Source organism: Micromonospora sp. NPDC050784 (assembly GCF_044456765.1).
Lineage (GTDB): Bacteria > Actinomycetota > Actinomycetes > Mycobacteriales > Micromonosporaceae > Micromonospora > Micromonospora foliorum.
Genome location: NZ_JBITGG010000006.1, coordinates 289,082 through 304,113, shown reverse-complemented (window position 1 = coordinate 304,113; position 15,032 = coordinate 289,082). Strand labels below are relative to the sequence as shown.

Here is a 15,032-nt window from a genome sequence, read left to right as displayed (position 1 = left end):
CCGTCACCTCGCTACGGGTGGCGCCGAGCGGCACCACAGCACTGATTCGGATGGCCTGCTCGGTCACGACTTACCCGCAATCCACAGGCTAGCGAAGACGAGCGCCACGATGCCAACCAGGAAGATCGCCAGGCCCTCGGTGGACGGGCCGTACCGCCCGAGGTTGAACCCACCCGGGTCCTGGTCGTGCTTCAGCGTCTCCTGGATGTAGGCGATGATGTCGGCCTTCTGCTCCGGCCGAAGCTGGTTGTCGCCGAACACCGGCATGTTCTGCGGGCCGCTCAGCATCGCCGCGTAGATCTGGCGGTCGGTCGCGGGGTGCAGGCTCGGGGCGAACTTGCCCGAGGAGAGCGCGCCGCCGCCACCACCGAAGGCGTGGCACTGCGAGCAGTTGATCCGGAACAGCTCACCGCCGGCCGCGATGTTGCCGTCCTCACGGAGGTCGTCGCCGTCGGGCACGACCGGGCCGCCGCCGAGCTCCTGGATGTACTGGGCCAGCTGGCGGGTCTGCTCGTCGGTGAAGAGCGGGGGCTTGCGGTGCGCCTGGGCCTCCTGGCGGGCCAGCGGCATCCGCCCGGAGCTGACCTGGAACTCGACCGATGCCGCGCCGACGCCGATCAGGCTCGGCCCGCGGCCCTCGACACCCTGGGCGTTACGGCCGTGGCAGGTCACGCAGCTCACGTCGAACAGCGCCTTGCCCTCGGCGGCGGCGCCGGTCAGCTGCGGGTTGTCCTGCGCCTGGGCGCCCGGGGCGAAGACGGTGTATGCGCCGCCGGCGAGCATCAGCGCGGCGATCAGCCGGACCGCGGCGCCCAGCCGGCGGCGGCCCCTGCTGCGCGCGGCGGGCCGCTCACGCAACCGCGCGAGCAGACCGCGTCGGCGGTCGTTGTCAGAAGTCATGAGCGGTGTCCTTAACCGGTTGGACCTGTCTCAGGGGACGGAGCAGCAGCGCGGAATGTGACGCGCAAGATCACTGGAGCCAGTAGATCATGGCGTACAGCCCGATCCACACGACGTCGACGAAGTGCCAGTAGTACGACACGACGATCGCCGAGGTCGCCTGCGCCGGGGTGAACCGGCCCATGGTCGTGCGGACCATGAAGATGATGAAGGCGATCAGACCGCCGGTCACGTGCAGGCCGTGGAAGCCGGTGGTCAGGTAGAACACCGACCCGTACCCGTCTCCGTTGATCTTGATGCCGTCGGCGACCAGGTGCCGGTACTCGTTCAGCTGGCCGAGAACGAAGATCAGGCCCATCACGAAGGTGACGGTGAACCAGCGCCGCAGCGCGTGCACGTCACCCTTCTCCGCCGCGAAGACGCCGAGCTGGCACGTCACCGAGGACAGCACCAGGATCACCGTGAAGGTGGTCGCGTACGGGATGTTCAGCGCCTCGGTGTGCTTCTCCCACTGCTCCGGCGCAGCCGCGCGGATCGAGAAGTACATCGCGAACAGCGCCGCGAAGAACATGAGTTCGCTGGAGAGCCACACGATCGTCCCGACGCTGACCATGTTCGGTCGGGTCAGAGAGTGGATCCGGCTCTTGTCAATGGCTGGGGCCGCAGTCACGCCGTCATTATTGCCCCTGACCGGGGCCGGCGATCAGCGGGGTGGCAAACCTGCGCCTTCCGTGGCCCGAGCGTCAGGGTCCGGTTCGCCTGGCCTAGCCTGAAAAGCGTGCTGCACGTCGATCCGATCTTCGCCGCCACCTCGGCCCCGCCGCCGTTCACCGTCGGCGCGGTGCTGAGCGAGACCCGGCTGGACAGCTGGCTGGCCCTCGGCCTGGTGCTCGCCGCCGGCCTGTACCTCTACGGGGTGTACCGGCTGCGGCTGCGGGGCGACCGCTGGCCGGTCGCCCGTACCGTGTTCTTCCTCGGCCCCGGCCTGGGCGGTATCGCGCTCGTCACGGTCAGCGGGCTGCACGCGTACGACACCGCGCTGCTGTCCGTGCACATGATCCAGCACATGGTGCTGTCCATGGTGGCGCCGATCTTCCTGGCGCTGGGCGCGCCGATGACCCTGGCCCTGCGGACCCTGCCGGTCGGTCCGCGCAAGCGCCTGCTCGCGATCGTGCACAGCCGCGTCGCCCGGGTCTACAGCTTCCCGCTGGTGGCGTTCGCCATCTTCGTGGTCAACCCGTTCGTGCTGTACTTCAGTGATTTGTACCGCTTCACCCTCGAACACGCCTGGGCGCACGAGCTGGTGCACGCGCACTTCATCATGACCGGCTGCGTGTTCTTCTGGCCGCTGCTCGGCCTCGACCCGCTGCCCGGCCGCTGGCCGTACCCGGCGCGTGCGCTGCTGATGCTGCTCTCCGTGCCGTTCCACACCGTGCTCGGCCTCACCATCATGCAGAGCAGCACGCTCTTCGGCGGCGACTGGTACCCGTCGCTCAACCTCGGTTGGGTCGACCCCTGGCAGGACCAGGTGGTCGCCGGCGGCATCCTCTGGGCCGGTGGCGAGTTCGTCAGTGTGACCATGCTCGCCGTGCTGGTGGTGCAGTGGGTCAAGCAGTCCGAGCGGGAGGCCCGCCGGGTGGACCGCGAGCTGGACCGCCAGGAGGCCCGCGACCGCGCCGCCGACGCCGCGCCCGCCTGAGCTGCCCGGACGGTACGCCCCGACGCGCGACGCCGGGCGGGATGTCGGCTACGTCACGCCGACCGGTACGATCTGCGAGCAGCTACGAGGTGGGAGTCAGGCCAGCCATGAGCGATCGTCTTTGCACCGTTTTGCTCTACAGCGACGACCCGCAGGTCCGTGATCGGATGCGGATGGCCGTCGGCACCCGGCCCGCGCCCGGTCTGCAGATCGAGTTCGTCGAGGCGTCGACCTACGCGGAGACCATCCGGCTGGTCGACGACTACGAGATCGACCTGCTGCTGCTCGACGGTGAGGCGAGCCCGGGCGGCGGCATCGGCATCGCCCGGCAGATCAAGGACGACCGGGACGACGCTCCCCCGACCTGCCTGGTGATCGCCCGCGCCGCCGACCGATGGCTGGCCGCGTACGCCGAGGTCGACGCGACGCTGGTGCACCCGCTCGACCCGGTGACCACCGGCGGCACGGTGGCCGAGTTGCTGCGGACGCACGCACCCGCCTGACGTCCCACGCTCCTCCGGCACCCCCCACGGCGCCGGATCTCCTCGGCGCCGGTTCCAGCCCACCCGCACTTCGCATGCTCGGGAGGCCCGCCATGGGCGATCGGACCTGGCCGCACCTGCTCAACGCGCTGCTGCGCGGTGACGAACTCTCCACCGCCGACACCGCCTGGGCGATGGACGAGATCATGACCGGCTCGGCGAGCGCGGCGCAGATCGCCGCCTTCGCCGTGGCGCTGCGGGCCAAGGGGGAGACTCCCGCCGAGCTGGCCGGCCTGGTGGAGGCGATGCTGGGTCGCGCGGTCCCGGTGGCGCTCCCCGAGGAGCTGCGCCGTACCGCGCTCGACGTGGTCGGCACCGGCGGTGACCTCGCCCACACGGTCAACATCTCCACGATGACGGCACTGGTGGTCGCCGGTGCGGGGGTCCGCGTCGTGAAGCACGGCAACCGGGCCGCCTCCTCCCTGTGCGGCACCGCGGACCTGCTGGAGTTCCTCGGCATCCCGCTGGATCTCGGCCCGGAGCAGGTCGCCCGCTGTGTCGAGGAGGCCGGTATCGGGTTCTGTTTCGCGGCCCGGTTCCACCCCGGGATGCGGCACGCCGGCCCGGTTCGGCGCGAGGTGGGCGTGCCCACCTTCTTCAACTTCCTCGGCCCGTTGACCAACCCGGCCCGCCCCCGGGCCGGCGCGGTCGGCTGCTTCGACCTGCGGATGGCCCCGGTGATGGCCAGCGTGTTCGCGGCCCGTGGCGACTCGGCGATCGTGATGCGCGGCGAGGACGGGCTGGACGAGTTCACCACCGCCGCGCCGACCCGGGTCTGGGCGGCCCAGGGCGGCACCGTACGCGAGGCCGTGCTGGACGCGACGGACCTGGGGGTACCCCGGGCCACCCTGGCGGACCTGCGCGGCGGAGACGCCGCGTACAACGCGGGCGTGGCCCGTCGCCTGCTGGCCGGCGAGACGGGCCCGGTCCGGGACGCGGTGCTGGTCAACGCGGCGGCGGCGCTCGCCACCCAGGGCCCACTCGACGGCGACCTGACCGAGGCGCTCCGCGCCGGCCTGGCCCGCGCGGCCGAGGCGATCGACTCCGGCGCGGCCGCCGCGACCCTGGACCGCTGGATCGAGACCGCCACCGCCTGACCCCGCCCTCGCCGGACCCGTCGGCGCGGAGATTTGTCGGACCCGTCTGGGAAACTACAGCTGAGTGGTTCTCTGCTGCCGTCGGTGCGTCGTTGTCGCATCCGGGGGTGGTCCGCCTGGTATCGAGAGGAGACGCCCGTGTCGCATCGCGAGCTCTACTGCGACGTCTGCGAGGGCGTGGCGCTGTTCGAGGCGCCGCCCTGCGTCGACGGCCACGGCACCGACTGTCCAGAGCTGATCTGCACCGACTGCGGCGCCGCCGTGGTGGTCGGCGCGTTCGCCTTCCCGGTCACCCGGCTGGCCGTCCGCCGCCGTCAGCCCGCCCGCCGCCACGCCGCCTGACCGCCGCACCACCCCACCGGGTGCCGCGCATGACCGAAGGCCCGCTCCCCTCGGGGAACGGGCCTTCGTCGTGCGGGTCGGTCGCGACGGCGACCGGGTGGGTCAGTGCTCGGCGGTGCGCCGGGTGCCGCTGTAGTACTCGAACAGCAGCCCGCAGGCGGCGAAGACGACGGCCAGCAGGCCGGCGCCGATCAGCCAGAACTGCCAGAACACCATGCCGAGCGCGGCGATCGCGGCGGCCAGCGCCAGACCGAACGGCCAGTAGCTGCCCGGGCTGAAGAAGCCGACCTCGCCGGCGCCGTCGGCGATCTCGGCGTCCGGGCGGTCCTCCGGGCGCAGATCGATACGGCGGGAGACGAACCAGAAGAAGCCACCGCACATCGAGCAGAGCAGGAACGACAGCAGCAGGGCGACGGTGCCGACCCACTCGACGCCGCCCGACTCCCCGTTCGTCCAGGCGCCGTAGAGGATGGTGGCACCGAAGAGGAACCCGGCGATGATCAGGAAGATACGCCACTCGGTCTTCATGCGGCTGCCTCAGCTTCCCGTGCGGGCCGGAACGTCGTCCGGGTTGAAGTTGTCCTGCGTCCGCCGCGTGTCGAACGGCTGCGTGGTCTGCGCGTACGGCTGCTCACCGATCGCGGACAGCGCATCCTGCGTGGACTTGCCACTCTGCTTGGCCGCCAGGAACTGGTCGTACTTCTCCGGCGAGACCACCCGCAGCTCGAAGTTCATGAACGCGTGGTAGCTGCCGCACAGCTCGGCGCAGCGCCCGACGTAGGCACCCTCGGCATCCAGGCTGGAGACCTCGAACACGTTGCGGATCTTGCCCGGCATGACGTCGCGCTTGAAGAGCAGCTCCGGCACCCAGAACGAGTGGATGACGTCGCGGCTGGTCTCCTCGAACCGGATGGACCGGTTGGTCGGCAGCACCAGCACCGGGATGACCTCACTGGTGCCGAGCGTCGACGCGGTGGTGCGGGCTTCCGTGCCCTGGCCGTCGCGGTAGTTGAACTGCCAGTTCCACTTGAACGCGACGACCTCGACCGTGACGTCCGGGTTCTTCGACAGCTTGTCGACGTCGGTCTGCACGATCGCCGTGTAGTAGAAGAGCACGGAGACGATCAGGATCGGCGCGATGGTGTAGAGGAACTCCATCGGCATGTTGTAGCGGGTCTGCACCGGCAGCGCGTTGCCACGCTTGCGGTAGCGCACGACGCACCAGAAGATCAGGCCCCACACGAAGACGCCGACCGCGAGCGCGGCGATGCAGGAGGCGATCCACAGGTCGTACATCCGCTTGGACTCCGCCGAGATGCCGCCCTGCGGCCAGCCGAAGCCGTGGAACGTCTGACCGACGTCACAGCCCGTGAGCAGAACCAGCAACGCCACGCCACCGAGACCGAGCCCGGCCAGGCGACCAGCACCACGCCCCCGGCGTCCACCAACCCCTGGGGAAGCGCTGTGCCGTACGGCCGACGGCCGTACCTCCGAACTCCTTGCGACCACCTGGTCCTGCCTCCCTAGCGCGCCGCGGTGCGTCTTTCCTCAGCACCGGCGGCAAAGGCGTCACCGACGGTCGCAGATTACTCGACCATGACGGGCTCGGCCGTGGTGGGGTCACTGTCCGACCCCCATCGGGGGCATCCTGGGCATACCGCCGCGATACCGTAATGATCTGTGAGCGCGAGGAGTGCGCCGGGGTTGCGAGCCCCGCAGCCGGGAACGAAGGCAGGTCTGTGAGCGCATCCCCGGTCTACCTGGACGCGGCGACCGCCGCGCCGACGCATCCGGTCGCGCGGCAGGCGCTGCTGGCCGCGCTCGACGACGGCTGGGCCGACCCGGGCAAGCTGTACACGCAGGCCCGCCGGGCCCGGCAACTGCTCGACGCCGCCCGCGAGGCCACCGCGCTGACGCTCGGTGTCCGCGCCGACGAGGTCTCCTTCACCCCCAGTGGTACGACCGCGGCCCACGGCGCGGTGCTCGGGGGTCTGGCGGGGCGGCGCCGGGTCGGGTCGACGCTGGTGCACTCGGCGATCGAGCACTCGGCGGTGTTGCACGCGGCGGAGCGGCACGTCGGCGTGGGCGGGACCGCCACCGCGGTGCCGGTCGACCGGTTGGGCCGGCTGGACCTGACCGCCTGGTCGAGCGCGGTTCGGGCCCCGGGGGTCGCGCTGGCCGCGTTGATCACCGCCAGTCACGAGGTGGGGACGGTGCAGCCGGTCGCCGAGGCGGCGGCCGCGTGCGCCGACGCGGGTGTGCCGCTGTACGTGGACGCGGCGCAGTCGGTGGGCCGGGTGCCCCTGCCGGCCGGCTGGTCGGTGCTCACGGCGAGCGCGCACAAGTGGGGCGGACCACCCGGGGTGGGGGTGTTGGCGGTGCGCAAGGGCACCCGCTGGGAGTCACCCTGGCCGGCCGACGAGCGGGAGAGCGGACGTACCCCCGGGGTGGTGAACCTGCCCGCGGTCGTGGCGGCGGCGGCGAGCCTGCGGGCGGCGGCGGCCGACGCGGCGGCCGAGGCGACCAGGCTGGCCGCCCTGGTGGACCGGATCCGGGAGCGGGTCGCGGCGGAGGTGCCCGACGTGGAGGTGGTGGGCGACCCGGTGCTCCGGCTCCCCCACCTGGTCACCTTCTCCTGCCTGTACGTCGACGGCGAAGCGCTGCTGCACGCCCTGGACCGGCGGGGCTTCGCCGTGTCGTCCGGCTCGTCCTGCACCTCGTCCACGTTGCGTCCGTCGCACGTGTTGGAGGCGATGGGGGTGCTCTCGCACGGCAACGTGCGGGTCAGCCTGCACCGGGAGACGACGGAGGCGGACGTGGAGCGGTTCCTGACCGAGTTGCCCGGGATCGTCGCCGGACTGCGCGCCGAGGCCGGGGTGGTGGGGCTGTGACGATGCCGGACGAGGTGATCGACTGCCGGGGGCAACGCTGTCCGCTGCCCGTGATCGCGGCGGCGCGACGGATGCCCGAGGTGCCGGTCGGCACGGTGGTCCGGGTGCTGGCCGACGACCCGGCGGCGGCGGTCGACATTCCCGCCTGGTGCCGGATGCGCGGCCAGGAGTACCTAGGATCCGTCGACGGCCCAGACGGCCCCGCCTACGACGTCCGCCGCACTCACTGACCCACCATCGCCCCACCCGGCGTCGATCATGGAGTTGTGGTGGGGGACAAACGCCGCGAACGGCAGCCATTTGGCCACCACAACTCCATGATCAACCCAACTGGAAGGGTTACGGGAGCAGGTGGGGGCGAACCTCTTCCGCTGCGGTGTCGCCGTAGGACTCGGCGAGCCGCTTGACGAACAGGTCGCGGCGGACGTCGTACTCCTGGGTGCCGACGGTCTCCAGGACCAGCGTGGCCAGCAGCGAGCCGACCTGGGCGGCGCGCTCCAGGCCAACTCCCCAGGAGAGCGCGGTGAAGAAGCCGGCCCGGAAGCCGTCGCCGACGCCGGTCGGGTCGACCGCCCGGATCTCCCGCGCGATCGGTACGTGAATCGGGTCGATGCCGCGCCCGGCGATCTCCACACCGTGCTTGCCCAGCGTGGTGACCCGCACCTTGACCAGGTCCAGCAGTTGGTCGTCGCTCAGCTGCGCCTTGCTCTGCAGCAGCGACTTCTCGTAGTCGTTGGTCATCAGGTACTCGGCGCCTTCGATCAGCGCCACCACGTCCTCGCCGCCCATCCGGGCGAGCTGCTGGGACGGGTCGGCGGCGAAGGCGTACCCGCGGGTGCGGCACTCGGCCGAGTGGCGCAGCATCGCCTCGGGGTCGTTGGCGCCGACCAGCACCAGGTCCAGACCGCCGAGCCGGTCGGCGACCGGGGCCAGCTCGATGTTGCGGGCCTCACTCATCGCACCGGCGTAGAACGAGGCGATCTGGCACATGTCGGTGTCGGTGGTGCAGACGAAGCGGGCGGTGTGCGCCACCTCGCTGACGTGCACCGAGTCGCAGTCCACGCCGTGGCGCTCCAGCCAGGAGCGGTAGTCGGCGAAGTCGGCGCCGACCGCGCCGAGCAGCACCGGGCGCAGGCCGAGCTGGCCCATCCCGAAGGAGATGTTCGCCGCCACGCCGCCGCGGCGGAGCACCAGGTCGTCCACCAGGAAGGAGAGGGACACCTTGTGCAGCTGATCGGCGATGAGCTGGTCGGCGAAGCGACCGGGGAAACTCATCAGGTGATCGGTGGCGATCGAGCCGGTGACGGCGATCTTCATGTCAACCCTCGGGGTCGGGAGCAGGGCGCGGTCAGCCTACCGGCACGGCAACCCGATGGTCACCGCTCGGTCGGACAACGGCAACCAGCCCGCCACGGCCCCCTTCGGGGACCGCTCCCAGGCCGGTGTGCGACCTCCGACCGGTACGACGATGGGGCCGTCCCGAAGGACGGCCCCATCGTCGCTGGTGTGTGTGGTGTGACTCAGTTGAACGAGTCACCGCAGGCGCACGAGCTGCCCGCGTTGGGGTTGTCGATGGTGAAGCCCTGGGCGTCGATCCGGTCGGCGAAGTCGATCGTCGCGCCGGAAAGGTACGGGGCGCTCATCCGGTCGACGACGACCCCGACACCACCGAAGTCGGTCACGACATCACCGTCGAGCGAACGCTCGTCGAAGAAGAGCTGGTACCGCAGGCCGGAGCAGCCGCCCGGCTGCACGGCGACGCGGAGCCGCAGGTCGTCGCGGCCCTCCTGCTCGATCAGGGCCTTGACCTTCTGCGCCGCGACGTCGGTGAGGACGACGGAAGTAGGGGCCTGGGCCTCGGTCGACTCGGTCTGCGCTGGCGTGGTCACGTGGAAGTCTCCCTGCGCGGTTTGGGTCCGGACGCACTGGCCAACGTCGCACGCCGTCCAGTGATTCCCGGTTGTGGTCCTCAGCCGATCGTACGCCGCCTCGGCCTGGCTCACCCGCGTGGCGTGACCCCCGCCCCAGGTCGGCCCCAGTCCCAGCGGCCGGGACGCTCAGCGGCTCCACTGCCGGGCCAGCCGGGCGCCCAGCTCGCGCAGCCCCTCCGCAGGCCGGCTCAGCGCGGCGTCGAGCCCGCCGCCCTCCTCGCCACCGAAGTGCTCCACCAGGCTGTACGCGTCGGTCACCCCGGCCGAGGCGGCCTCCCGCCGGCCGGTGCTCACCTGCCCGGCCACCACCACGCATGGCACTCCCCGGTCGCGGGCTGCGCCGGCCACCCCGGCGACGACCTTGCCGCGCAGCGACTGGTGGTCGAACGACCCCTCACCGGTGATCACCAGATCGGCGGTGTCCAGTGCGGCGTCGAGTCTGGTGGCCCGGGTGACCAGGCCGATCCCCGACTCGCAGTCGCCGCCCAGGGCGAGGAGCGCCGCGCCGATGCCGCCGGCGGCCCCGCCTCCGGGCAGCGCGCCGAGCCCCGCCGGGCAGCCGGCCAGGTCCCGTTCCAGCACCGCCGCGAAACGCTCCAGGGCCGCGTCGAGCAGCAGCACGTCGGCCCGGTCGGCGCCCTTCTGCGGGCCGAACACGTTGCTGGCGCCGTGCAGGCCGAGCAGGGGGTTGTCCACGTCGGTGGCCGCGACCAGCCGGACGCCGCGCAGCCGAGGCGCGCCGTCCAGCGCGTCGACGACGGCCAGCGCCGCCCCGCCGTACGGCAGCGCGGCGCCGCCCTGGTCGAGGGGGGTCGCGCCCAGCGCGGCGAGCATTCCGGCGCCGGCGTCGTTGGTGCCGGAGCCGCCCAGCCCGATCACGACCGTGCGGGCGCCGCTCTCCACCGCGGCGGCCACCAACAGACCCAGCCCGTACGAGGTGGTGACCTTCGGATCGCGTTCGGCCGCGGAGAGCAGGTGCAGGCCGCACGCCTGCGCGCTCTCCAGATAGGCGGTCGTGCCGTCGGCGGTGAGCAGGATCTCACCGGCCGCCGGTCGGCCCAGCGGATCGACCGTCGACACCGGCACCCGCCGGCCGCCGAGGGCTTCCGCGAGCACCTCCACGAAGCCCGGCCCGCCGTCGGCGAGCGGCCGGATCAGCAGATCGTCTCCGTCGGTGACGGTGCGCCAACCTTCGGCGACCGCGGCGGCCACCTCCGGTGCGGGCAGGGTGCCGGCGAACTTGTCCGGGCAGAGCAGCACGCGCATGCCGAGCAGTGTGGCAGCCCACACCGAGCGAAGCTGCGTCGCGCTCGCGCTGTGGGACCATGGACTACGTGACTTCGACCTGGGTGGAACCCTCCAACACGGCGACGGCTCTGCTGCTGCTCGGCCGGGGCAGCGACCCCGACACCGAGCGCGGCGTCGAGTGTCCGGGCGACCTGCCGGCGCCCAGCGACCCGGATCTGGTGGCCCGTGCCACCGCCGCGAAGGCGAAGCTGGGCAGCAAGGTCTTCGTGCTGGGGCACCACTACCAGCGCGACGAGGTGATCCAGTTCGCGGACGTGACCGGCGACTCGTTCAAGCTGGCCCGGGAGGCCGCGGCCCGCCCGGACGCGGAGTACATCGTCTTCTGCGGCGTGCACTTCATGGCCGAGAGCGCCGACATCCTCACCACCGACACCCAGCGGGTGATCCTGCCCGACCTCGCGGCGGGTTGCTCGATGGCCGACATGGCGGTCCTGGGTCAGGTCGAGGCCGCCTGGGACACGCTTACCGAGCTGGGCATCGCCGGCGAGACCGTGCCGGTGACGTACATGAACTCCTCGGCCGACATCAAGGGCTTCGTGGGCCGCAACGGCGGTGTGGTCTGCACCTCGTCCAACGCCAAGCGCGCCCTGGACTGGGCCTTCGAGCAGGGGTCGAAGGTGCTCTTCCTGCCGGACCAGCACCTGGGCCGCAACACGGCGGTGCTGGAGATGGGGCTGTCGCTGGACGACTGTGTGCTCTACGACCCGCACAAGCCCGGCGGCGGGCTCACCCCGGAGCAGCTGCGCGACGCCAAGATGATCCTCTGGCGGGGGCACTGCTCGGTGCACGGCAGGTTCACGCTGGACAGCGTCAACGACGTACGGGAGCGGGTGCCGGGGGTGAACGTCCTGGTTCACCCGGAGTGCCGGCACGAGGTGGTGACGGCCTCCGACTACGTGGGCTCCACCGAATACATCATCAAGACGATCGAGGCGGCTCCGGCCGGTTCGGCGTGGGCGCTCGGCACCGAGCTGAACCTGGTCCGCCGGCTCGCGCTGGCGCACCCGGACAAGCAGATCATGTTCCTGGACAAGGCCGTCTGCTACTGCTCGACGATGAACCGGATCGATCTGCCGCACCTCGTCTGGGCCCTGGAGGAGCTGGTCGCGGGGCGGGTCGTCAACCAGATCACGGTGGACGTCGACACCGCGCACCACGCCCGGGTCGCACTGGACCAGATGCTCGCTCTGCCCGGCGCGGACACTCCGCCGCCGACGGTGTCCTGATCACGATCCGTAGCGCTCTTGGTACGCAAAAGTGCCGGATCACCGATTAATGCCACACACGCCGATGTGACCGAGTCCTTTTTCGTCACCGAGGGCTATGCTCCCCAAGCGACGACACACGCGGGCCGTTTCGACATGGCCGCATCCGGGGTAGCGAGAAGGTTCAGGCGCCCCACCATCAACACGGCAGCACCGACGCGCTGGAGGTTGCGTTGACCGACGACGTCCTGGTTGTGCACGGAGGCACTCCGCTCGAAGGGCGGATCCGCGTGCGCGGCGCGAAGAACCTGGTATCGAAGGCGATGGTCGCCGCGCTGCTCGGCGACAGCCCGAGCCGACTGTTCGACGTGCCCAAGATCCGCGACGTCGAGGTGGTGCGAGGTCTGCTCGGCCTGCACGGCGTCAAGGTGACCGACGGCACCGAGGACGGCGAGCTCGTCTTCGACCCGGCGAACGTGGAGAGCGCGAGCACTGACCAGATCAACGTGCACGCCGGTTCCAGCCGGATCCCGATCCTGTTCTGCGGCCCGCTGCTGCACCGCCTCGGGCACGCGTTCATCCCCGACCTGGGCGGCTGCCACATCGGCCCGCGCCCGATCGACTTCCACCTGCAGGCGCTGCGGGAGTTCGGCGCCACGGTCGACAAGCGGCCGGAGGGGTTGCACCTGTCGGCGCCGAACGGGCTGCACGGCACCAAGTTCGCCCTGCCGTACCCGAGCGTCGGCGCCACCGAGCAGGTGCTGCTGACCGCCGTGATGGCCGAGGGCGTCACCGAGCTGCGCAACGCAGCGGTGGAGCCGGAGATCATCGACCTGATCTGCATCCTGCAGAAGATGGGCGCGATCATCAAGGTCCACACCGACCGGGTGATCGAGATCCAGGGCGTTCCCAAGCTGCACGGCTACACGCATCGGCCGATCCCGGACCGGATCGAGGCGGCGAGCTGGGCGGCCGCCGCCCTGGCGACCCGTGGTCACGTCGAGGTGCTGGGCGCGCAGCAGGCCGACATGATGACCTTCCTGAACATCTTCCGCTCGGTCGGCGGCGAGTACGAGGTCACCGACGCCCGCGCACCGAAGCTGGGCGACCCCGGCCAGGAGGGCGGCATCCGGTTCTGGCACCCGGGTGGCGAGCTGAACGCGGTGGCGCTGGAGACCGACGTACACCCGGGCTTCATGACCGACTGGCAGCAGCCGCTGGTCGTGGCGCTGACCCAGGCCCGCGGCCTGTCGATCGTCCACGAGACGGTCTACGAGCAGCGGCTGGGCTACACCGAGGCCCTCAACTCGATGGGCGCCAACATCCAGGTCTACCGGGACTGCCTCGGCGGCACCCCGTGCCGCTTCGGCCGGCGCAACTTCAAGCACTCCGCGGTGATCGCCGGGCCGAGCAAGCTGCACGCCGCCGACCTGGTCATCCCGGACCTGCGGGCCGGGTTCAGCCACCTCATCGCGGCGCTCGCGGCCGAGGGCACCTCGCGGGTGTACGGCGTGGACCTGATCAACCGTGGCTACGAGGACTTCGAGGCGAAGCTCGCCGACCTGGGCGCGCACGCCGAGCGTCCGTAACCTCGGTCACCCTTCGTTTCCTCCGACGGCTCCAGGTCGCGCTGCGACCTGGAGCCGTCGGCCGTTGCACCGCGATGTGCAGCGGGCGCGGACCGTTGGCTACCCTTGCCGCGTGCCGTCGCTCTTTCGCCGCAAGTCCACCGACCTCGTCGACGAGGCCGTCTCCTCGGTGACCCCCGAGGAGACCGCTGAGCGTCCCCGGGGTTACACCCCGGCCAAGGGTCGGGAGACGCCCAAGCGGCCCACCGCCGGCCGGCGCCCGGCCGGCCCCACTCGCCCCCTCACCAAGGAGGAGGAGCGGGAGCGTCGCCGCCAACTGCGCGCCGAGGCCGCATCGGAGTTCCGCCGCGAGGGAGGCCCCCGCGACCGTGGCCCGGAGCGGCTGTTGGCCCGCAACGTGGTCGACTCCCGGCGTACCGTCGGCACCTGGTTCTTCGGTGGCGCGCTGATCGTGCTGGTCGGGTCGAACGCGGCCATGCCGCCGCTGGTCCGGTTGGTCTCCAACGTGCTCTGGGGCGCGCTGGCGCTGGGCGTGGTCGTCGACTCGGTGCTGATCTGCCGCAAGATCAGCAAGCTGGTCCGGGAGCGCTTCCCGAAGACCGACCAGCGGATGGGCTCGCTCTTCCTCTACGCGGTCATGCGGTCAATCACCTTCCGACGGATGCGCGCTCCGGCGCCCCAGGTGAAGCTGGGCGACAAGGTCTGAGCCCCGGCTCCCGCGAGATCCCTGCACCATCAGCGAAACTGCTGCCTCAGGCACCTCGGAGGCAGCAGTTTCGCCGTAACTGCGCGGATCCTGTCGTGCGTTCATCATGCTGAACGGGTCGCCGTTGTTCGCCAGACCGAACGTTCGACCCAATGGAGCGAAGGCATGCCTTCGGAACCGGCTGCCCCGCTGGCCACCATCGCCGCCGCCCTGCGCCGGGAGCGGGAACGGGTCGGCATCTCGCTGACCGAGTTGGCCCGCCGGGCCGGGGTGGCCAAGTCCACCCTCTCGCAACTGGAGTCGGGCACCGGCAACCCGAGCGTGGAGACACTCTGGGCGCTGGGCGTCGCTCTCGGGGTGCCGTTCAGCCGGCTGGTGGAGCCCGTCGACGACGCCGTACGGGTCATCCGGGCTGGGGACGGGCCCGACGTCCGCTCCGAGCAGGCCGACTTCAGCGGAAAGCTGCTCAGCGCCGGCGCGGCGCACCTGCGCCGGGACGTCTACCTGATCAGGCTGGAACCGGGCGCGGTCCGGACCGGCCACGGGCACACCCCGCGCAGCATCGAGCACGTGGTGGTCGCCGCCGGCCGACTGCGGGTAGGGCCCGAGGGTGCGCCTGTCGAACTCGACCCCGGCGACTACGCCACGTTCCCCGGCGACGCCCCGCACCGTTACGAGGCGCTCGCTCCCGGCACCTTCGCCGTCCTCATCATGGAGCATCCCTGAACGAGCCCTTCGGTCCCGTCGGGGCCAGGTGGTCTTCGAGTGCGGTAGGGTCGGAGTCCAGATTCGGTTATAGGACCAAATGTCCGAAACCAATGG

At 71.2% G+C, this 15,032-nt stretch carries 17 protein-coding genes; 10 read left to right on the top strand and 7 right to left on the bottom strand.

The genetic code is table 11. The annotated features are described in order from the left end of the window. Positions 1-63 precede the first annotated feature (63 nt). The gene (locus ACIBD9_RS11210) at positions 64-900 is read right to left on the bottom strand and encodes a cytochrome c (RefSeq protein ID WP_387176552.1); all 837 of its coding nucleotides are present in this window, start codon (positions 898-900) and stop codon (positions 64-66) included. A 70-nt stretch (positions 901-970) separates the two neighbouring features. Then, entirely contained in the window at positions 971-1,570 is a 600-nt protein-coding gene (locus tag ACIBD9_RS11205) for a heme-copper oxidase subunit III (RefSeq protein WP_091408043.1), read from the bottom strand. A gap of 108 nt (positions 1,571-1,678) precedes the next feature. Here ACIBD9_RS11205 and ACIBD9_RS11200 point away from each other — a divergent pair, with 108 nt between their 5' ends. The 4 genes from ACIBD9_RS11200 to ACIBD9_RS11185 all read left to right on the top strand — a co-directional run bounded on the left by ACIBD9_RS11200 (position 1,679) and on the right by ACIBD9_RS11185 (position 4,580). Continuing rightward, a complete protein-coding gene (locus ACIBD9_RS11200; protein WP_396716627.1) occupies positions 1,679-2,599 on the top strand; it encodes a cytochrome c oxidase assembly protein in 921 nt (306 codons plus the stop codon). Positions 2,600-2,706: 107 nt separating this feature from the next. Beyond that, a complete protein-coding gene (locus tag ACIBD9_RS11195; RefSeq protein WP_387176555.1) occupies positions 2,707-3,102 on the top strand; it encodes a hypothetical protein in 396 nt (131 codons plus the stop codon). A 92-nt stretch (positions 3,103-3,194) separates the two neighbouring features. Further along, the gene (gene trpD, locus ACIBD9_RS11190; protein ID WP_396716625.1) at positions 3,195-4,238 is read left to right on the top strand and encodes an anthranilate phosphoribosyltransferase; all 1,044 of its coding nucleotides are present in this window, start codon (positions 3,195-3,197) and stop codon (positions 4,236-4,238) included. Positions 4,239-4,376: 138 nt separating this feature from the next. Next, positions 4,377-4,580, top strand: coding sequence for a hypothetical protein (locus ACIBD9_RS11185; RefSeq protein ID WP_238661540.1), 204 nt, complete (start codon positions 4,377-4,379; stop codon positions 4,578-4,580). 102 nt (positions 4,581-4,682) lie between these two features. Here ACIBD9_RS11185 and ACIBD9_RS11180 read toward each other — a convergent pair whose 3' ends face one another. Continuing rightward, entirely contained in the window at positions 4,683-5,108 is a 426-nt protein-coding gene (locus ACIBD9_RS11180) for a cytochrome c oxidase subunit 4 (RefSeq protein WP_387176561.1), read from the bottom strand. A gap of 9 nt (positions 5,109-5,117) precedes the next feature. Next, positions 5,118-6,089, bottom strand: a complete 972-nt coding sequence (coxB, locus tag ACIBD9_RS11175; protein WP_396716622.1) for a cytochrome c oxidase subunit II — start codon at positions 6,087-6,089, stop codon at positions 5,118-5,120. A 230-nt stretch (positions 6,090-6,319) separates the two neighbouring features. On the opposite strand from coxB, the gene ACIBD9_RS11170 reads away from it, so the two are divergent. Together ACIBD9_RS11170 and ACIBD9_RS11165 are read left to right on the top strand one after the other, a co-directional pair. Next, positions 6,320-7,471, top strand: a complete 1,152-nt coding sequence (locus ACIBD9_RS11170) for a cysteine desulfurase family protein (protein ID WP_396716620.1) — start codon at positions 6,320-6,322, stop codon at positions 7,469-7,471. Beyond that, entirely contained in the window at positions 7,468-7,701 is a 234-nt protein-coding gene (locus tag ACIBD9_RS11165; protein ID WP_387176567.1) for a sulfurtransferase TusA family protein, read from the top strand. Before ACIBD9_RS11170 ends, ACIBD9_RS11165 begins: the two co-directional genes overlap by 4 nt. 109 nt (positions 7,702-7,810) lie before the next feature. Here the strand turns inward: ACIBD9_RS11165 and ACIBD9_RS11160 are convergent, their stop codons facing one another. The 3 genes from ACIBD9_RS11160 to ACIBD9_RS11150 form a co-directional block, all read right to left on the bottom strand. After that, entirely contained in the window at positions 7,811-8,788 is a 978-nt protein-coding gene (locus ACIBD9_RS11160; RefSeq protein ID WP_396716618.1) for a carbohydrate kinase family protein, read from the bottom strand. Between the two features lie 203 nt (positions 8,789-8,991). Then, entirely contained in the window at positions 8,992-9,360 is a 369-nt protein-coding gene (erpA, locus tag ACIBD9_RS11155; protein ID WP_124774267.1) for an iron-sulfur cluster insertion protein ErpA, read from the bottom strand. 168 nt (positions 9,361-9,528) lie between these two features. Next, the gene (locus ACIBD9_RS11150; RefSeq protein ID WP_387176664.1) at positions 9,529-10,668 is read right to left on the bottom strand and encodes a glycerate kinase; all 1,140 of its coding nucleotides are present in this window, start codon (positions 10,666-10,668) and stop codon (positions 9,529-9,531) included. A 68-nt stretch (positions 10,669-10,736) separates the two neighbouring features. Between ACIBD9_RS11150 and nadA the strand changes: the two genes are divergently transcribed. The 4 genes from nadA to ACIBD9_RS11130 all read left to right on the top strand — a co-directional run bounded on the left by nadA (position 10,737) and on the right by ACIBD9_RS11130 (position 14,936). Next, positions 10,737-11,936, top strand: coding sequence for a quinolinate synthase NadA (gene nadA / locus ACIBD9_RS11145; protein WP_396716616.1), 1,200 nt, complete (start codon positions 10,737-10,739; stop codon positions 11,934-11,936). A gap of 212 nt (positions 11,937-12,148) precedes the next feature. Next, positions 12,149-13,504 carry a UDP-N-acetylglucosamine 1-carboxyvinyltransferase gene (gene murA / locus ACIBD9_RS11140; RefSeq protein ID WP_030337972.1) on the top strand — a complete coding sequence of 452 codons (1,356 nt, stop codon included), beginning with the start codon at positions 12,149-12,151 and terminating at the stop codon, positions 13,502-13,504. A gap of 112 nt (positions 13,505-13,616) precedes the next feature. After that, complete coding sequence (locus ACIBD9_RS11135; protein WP_396716613.1) at positions 13,617-14,210, top strand: DUF3043 domain-containing protein; 594 nt, start codon at positions 13,617-13,619, stop codon at positions 14,208-14,210. A 165-nt stretch (positions 14,211-14,375) separates the two neighbouring features. Beyond that, positions 14,376-14,936, top strand: a complete 561-nt coding sequence (locus tag ACIBD9_RS11130; RefSeq protein ID WP_396716611.1) for a helix-turn-helix domain-containing protein — start codon at positions 14,376-14,378, stop codon at positions 14,934-14,936. The last annotated feature ends 96 nt before the right edge of the window (positions 14,937-15,032 follow it).

What these genes read in the sequence shown, in the direction of transcription:
- ACIBD9_RS11210 (WP_387176552.1), bottom strand. Translation starts at nt 900, where the DNA reads ATGACTTCTGACAACGACCGCCGACGCGGTCTGCTCGCGCGGTTGCGT.
- ACIBD9_RS11195 (WP_387176555.1), top strand. Translation starts at nt 2,707, where the DNA reads ATGAGCGATCGTCTTTGCACCGTTTTGCTCTACAGCGACGACCCGCAG.
- trpD (WP_396716625.1), top strand. Translation starts at nt 3,195, where the DNA reads ATGGGCGATCGGACCTGGCCGCACCTGCTCAACGCGCTGCTGCGCGGT.
- ACIBD9_RS11180 (WP_387176561.1), bottom strand. Translation starts at nt 5,108, where the DNA reads ATGAAGACCGAGTGGCGTATCTTCCTGATCATCGCCGGGTTCCTCTTC.
- ACIBD9_RS11160 (WP_396716618.1), bottom strand. Translation starts at nt 8,788, where the DNA reads ATGAAGATCGCCGTCACCGGCTCGATCGCCACCGATCACCTGATGAGT.
- ACIBD9_RS11150 (WP_387176664.1), bottom strand. Translation starts at nt 10,668, where the DNA reads ATGCGCGTGCTGCTCTGCCCGGACAAGTTCGCCGGCACCCTGCCCGCA.
- ACIBD9_RS11130 (WP_396716611.1), top strand. Translation starts at nt 14,376, where the DNA reads ATGCCTTCGGAACCGGCTGCCCCGCTGGCCACCATCGCCGCCGCCCTG.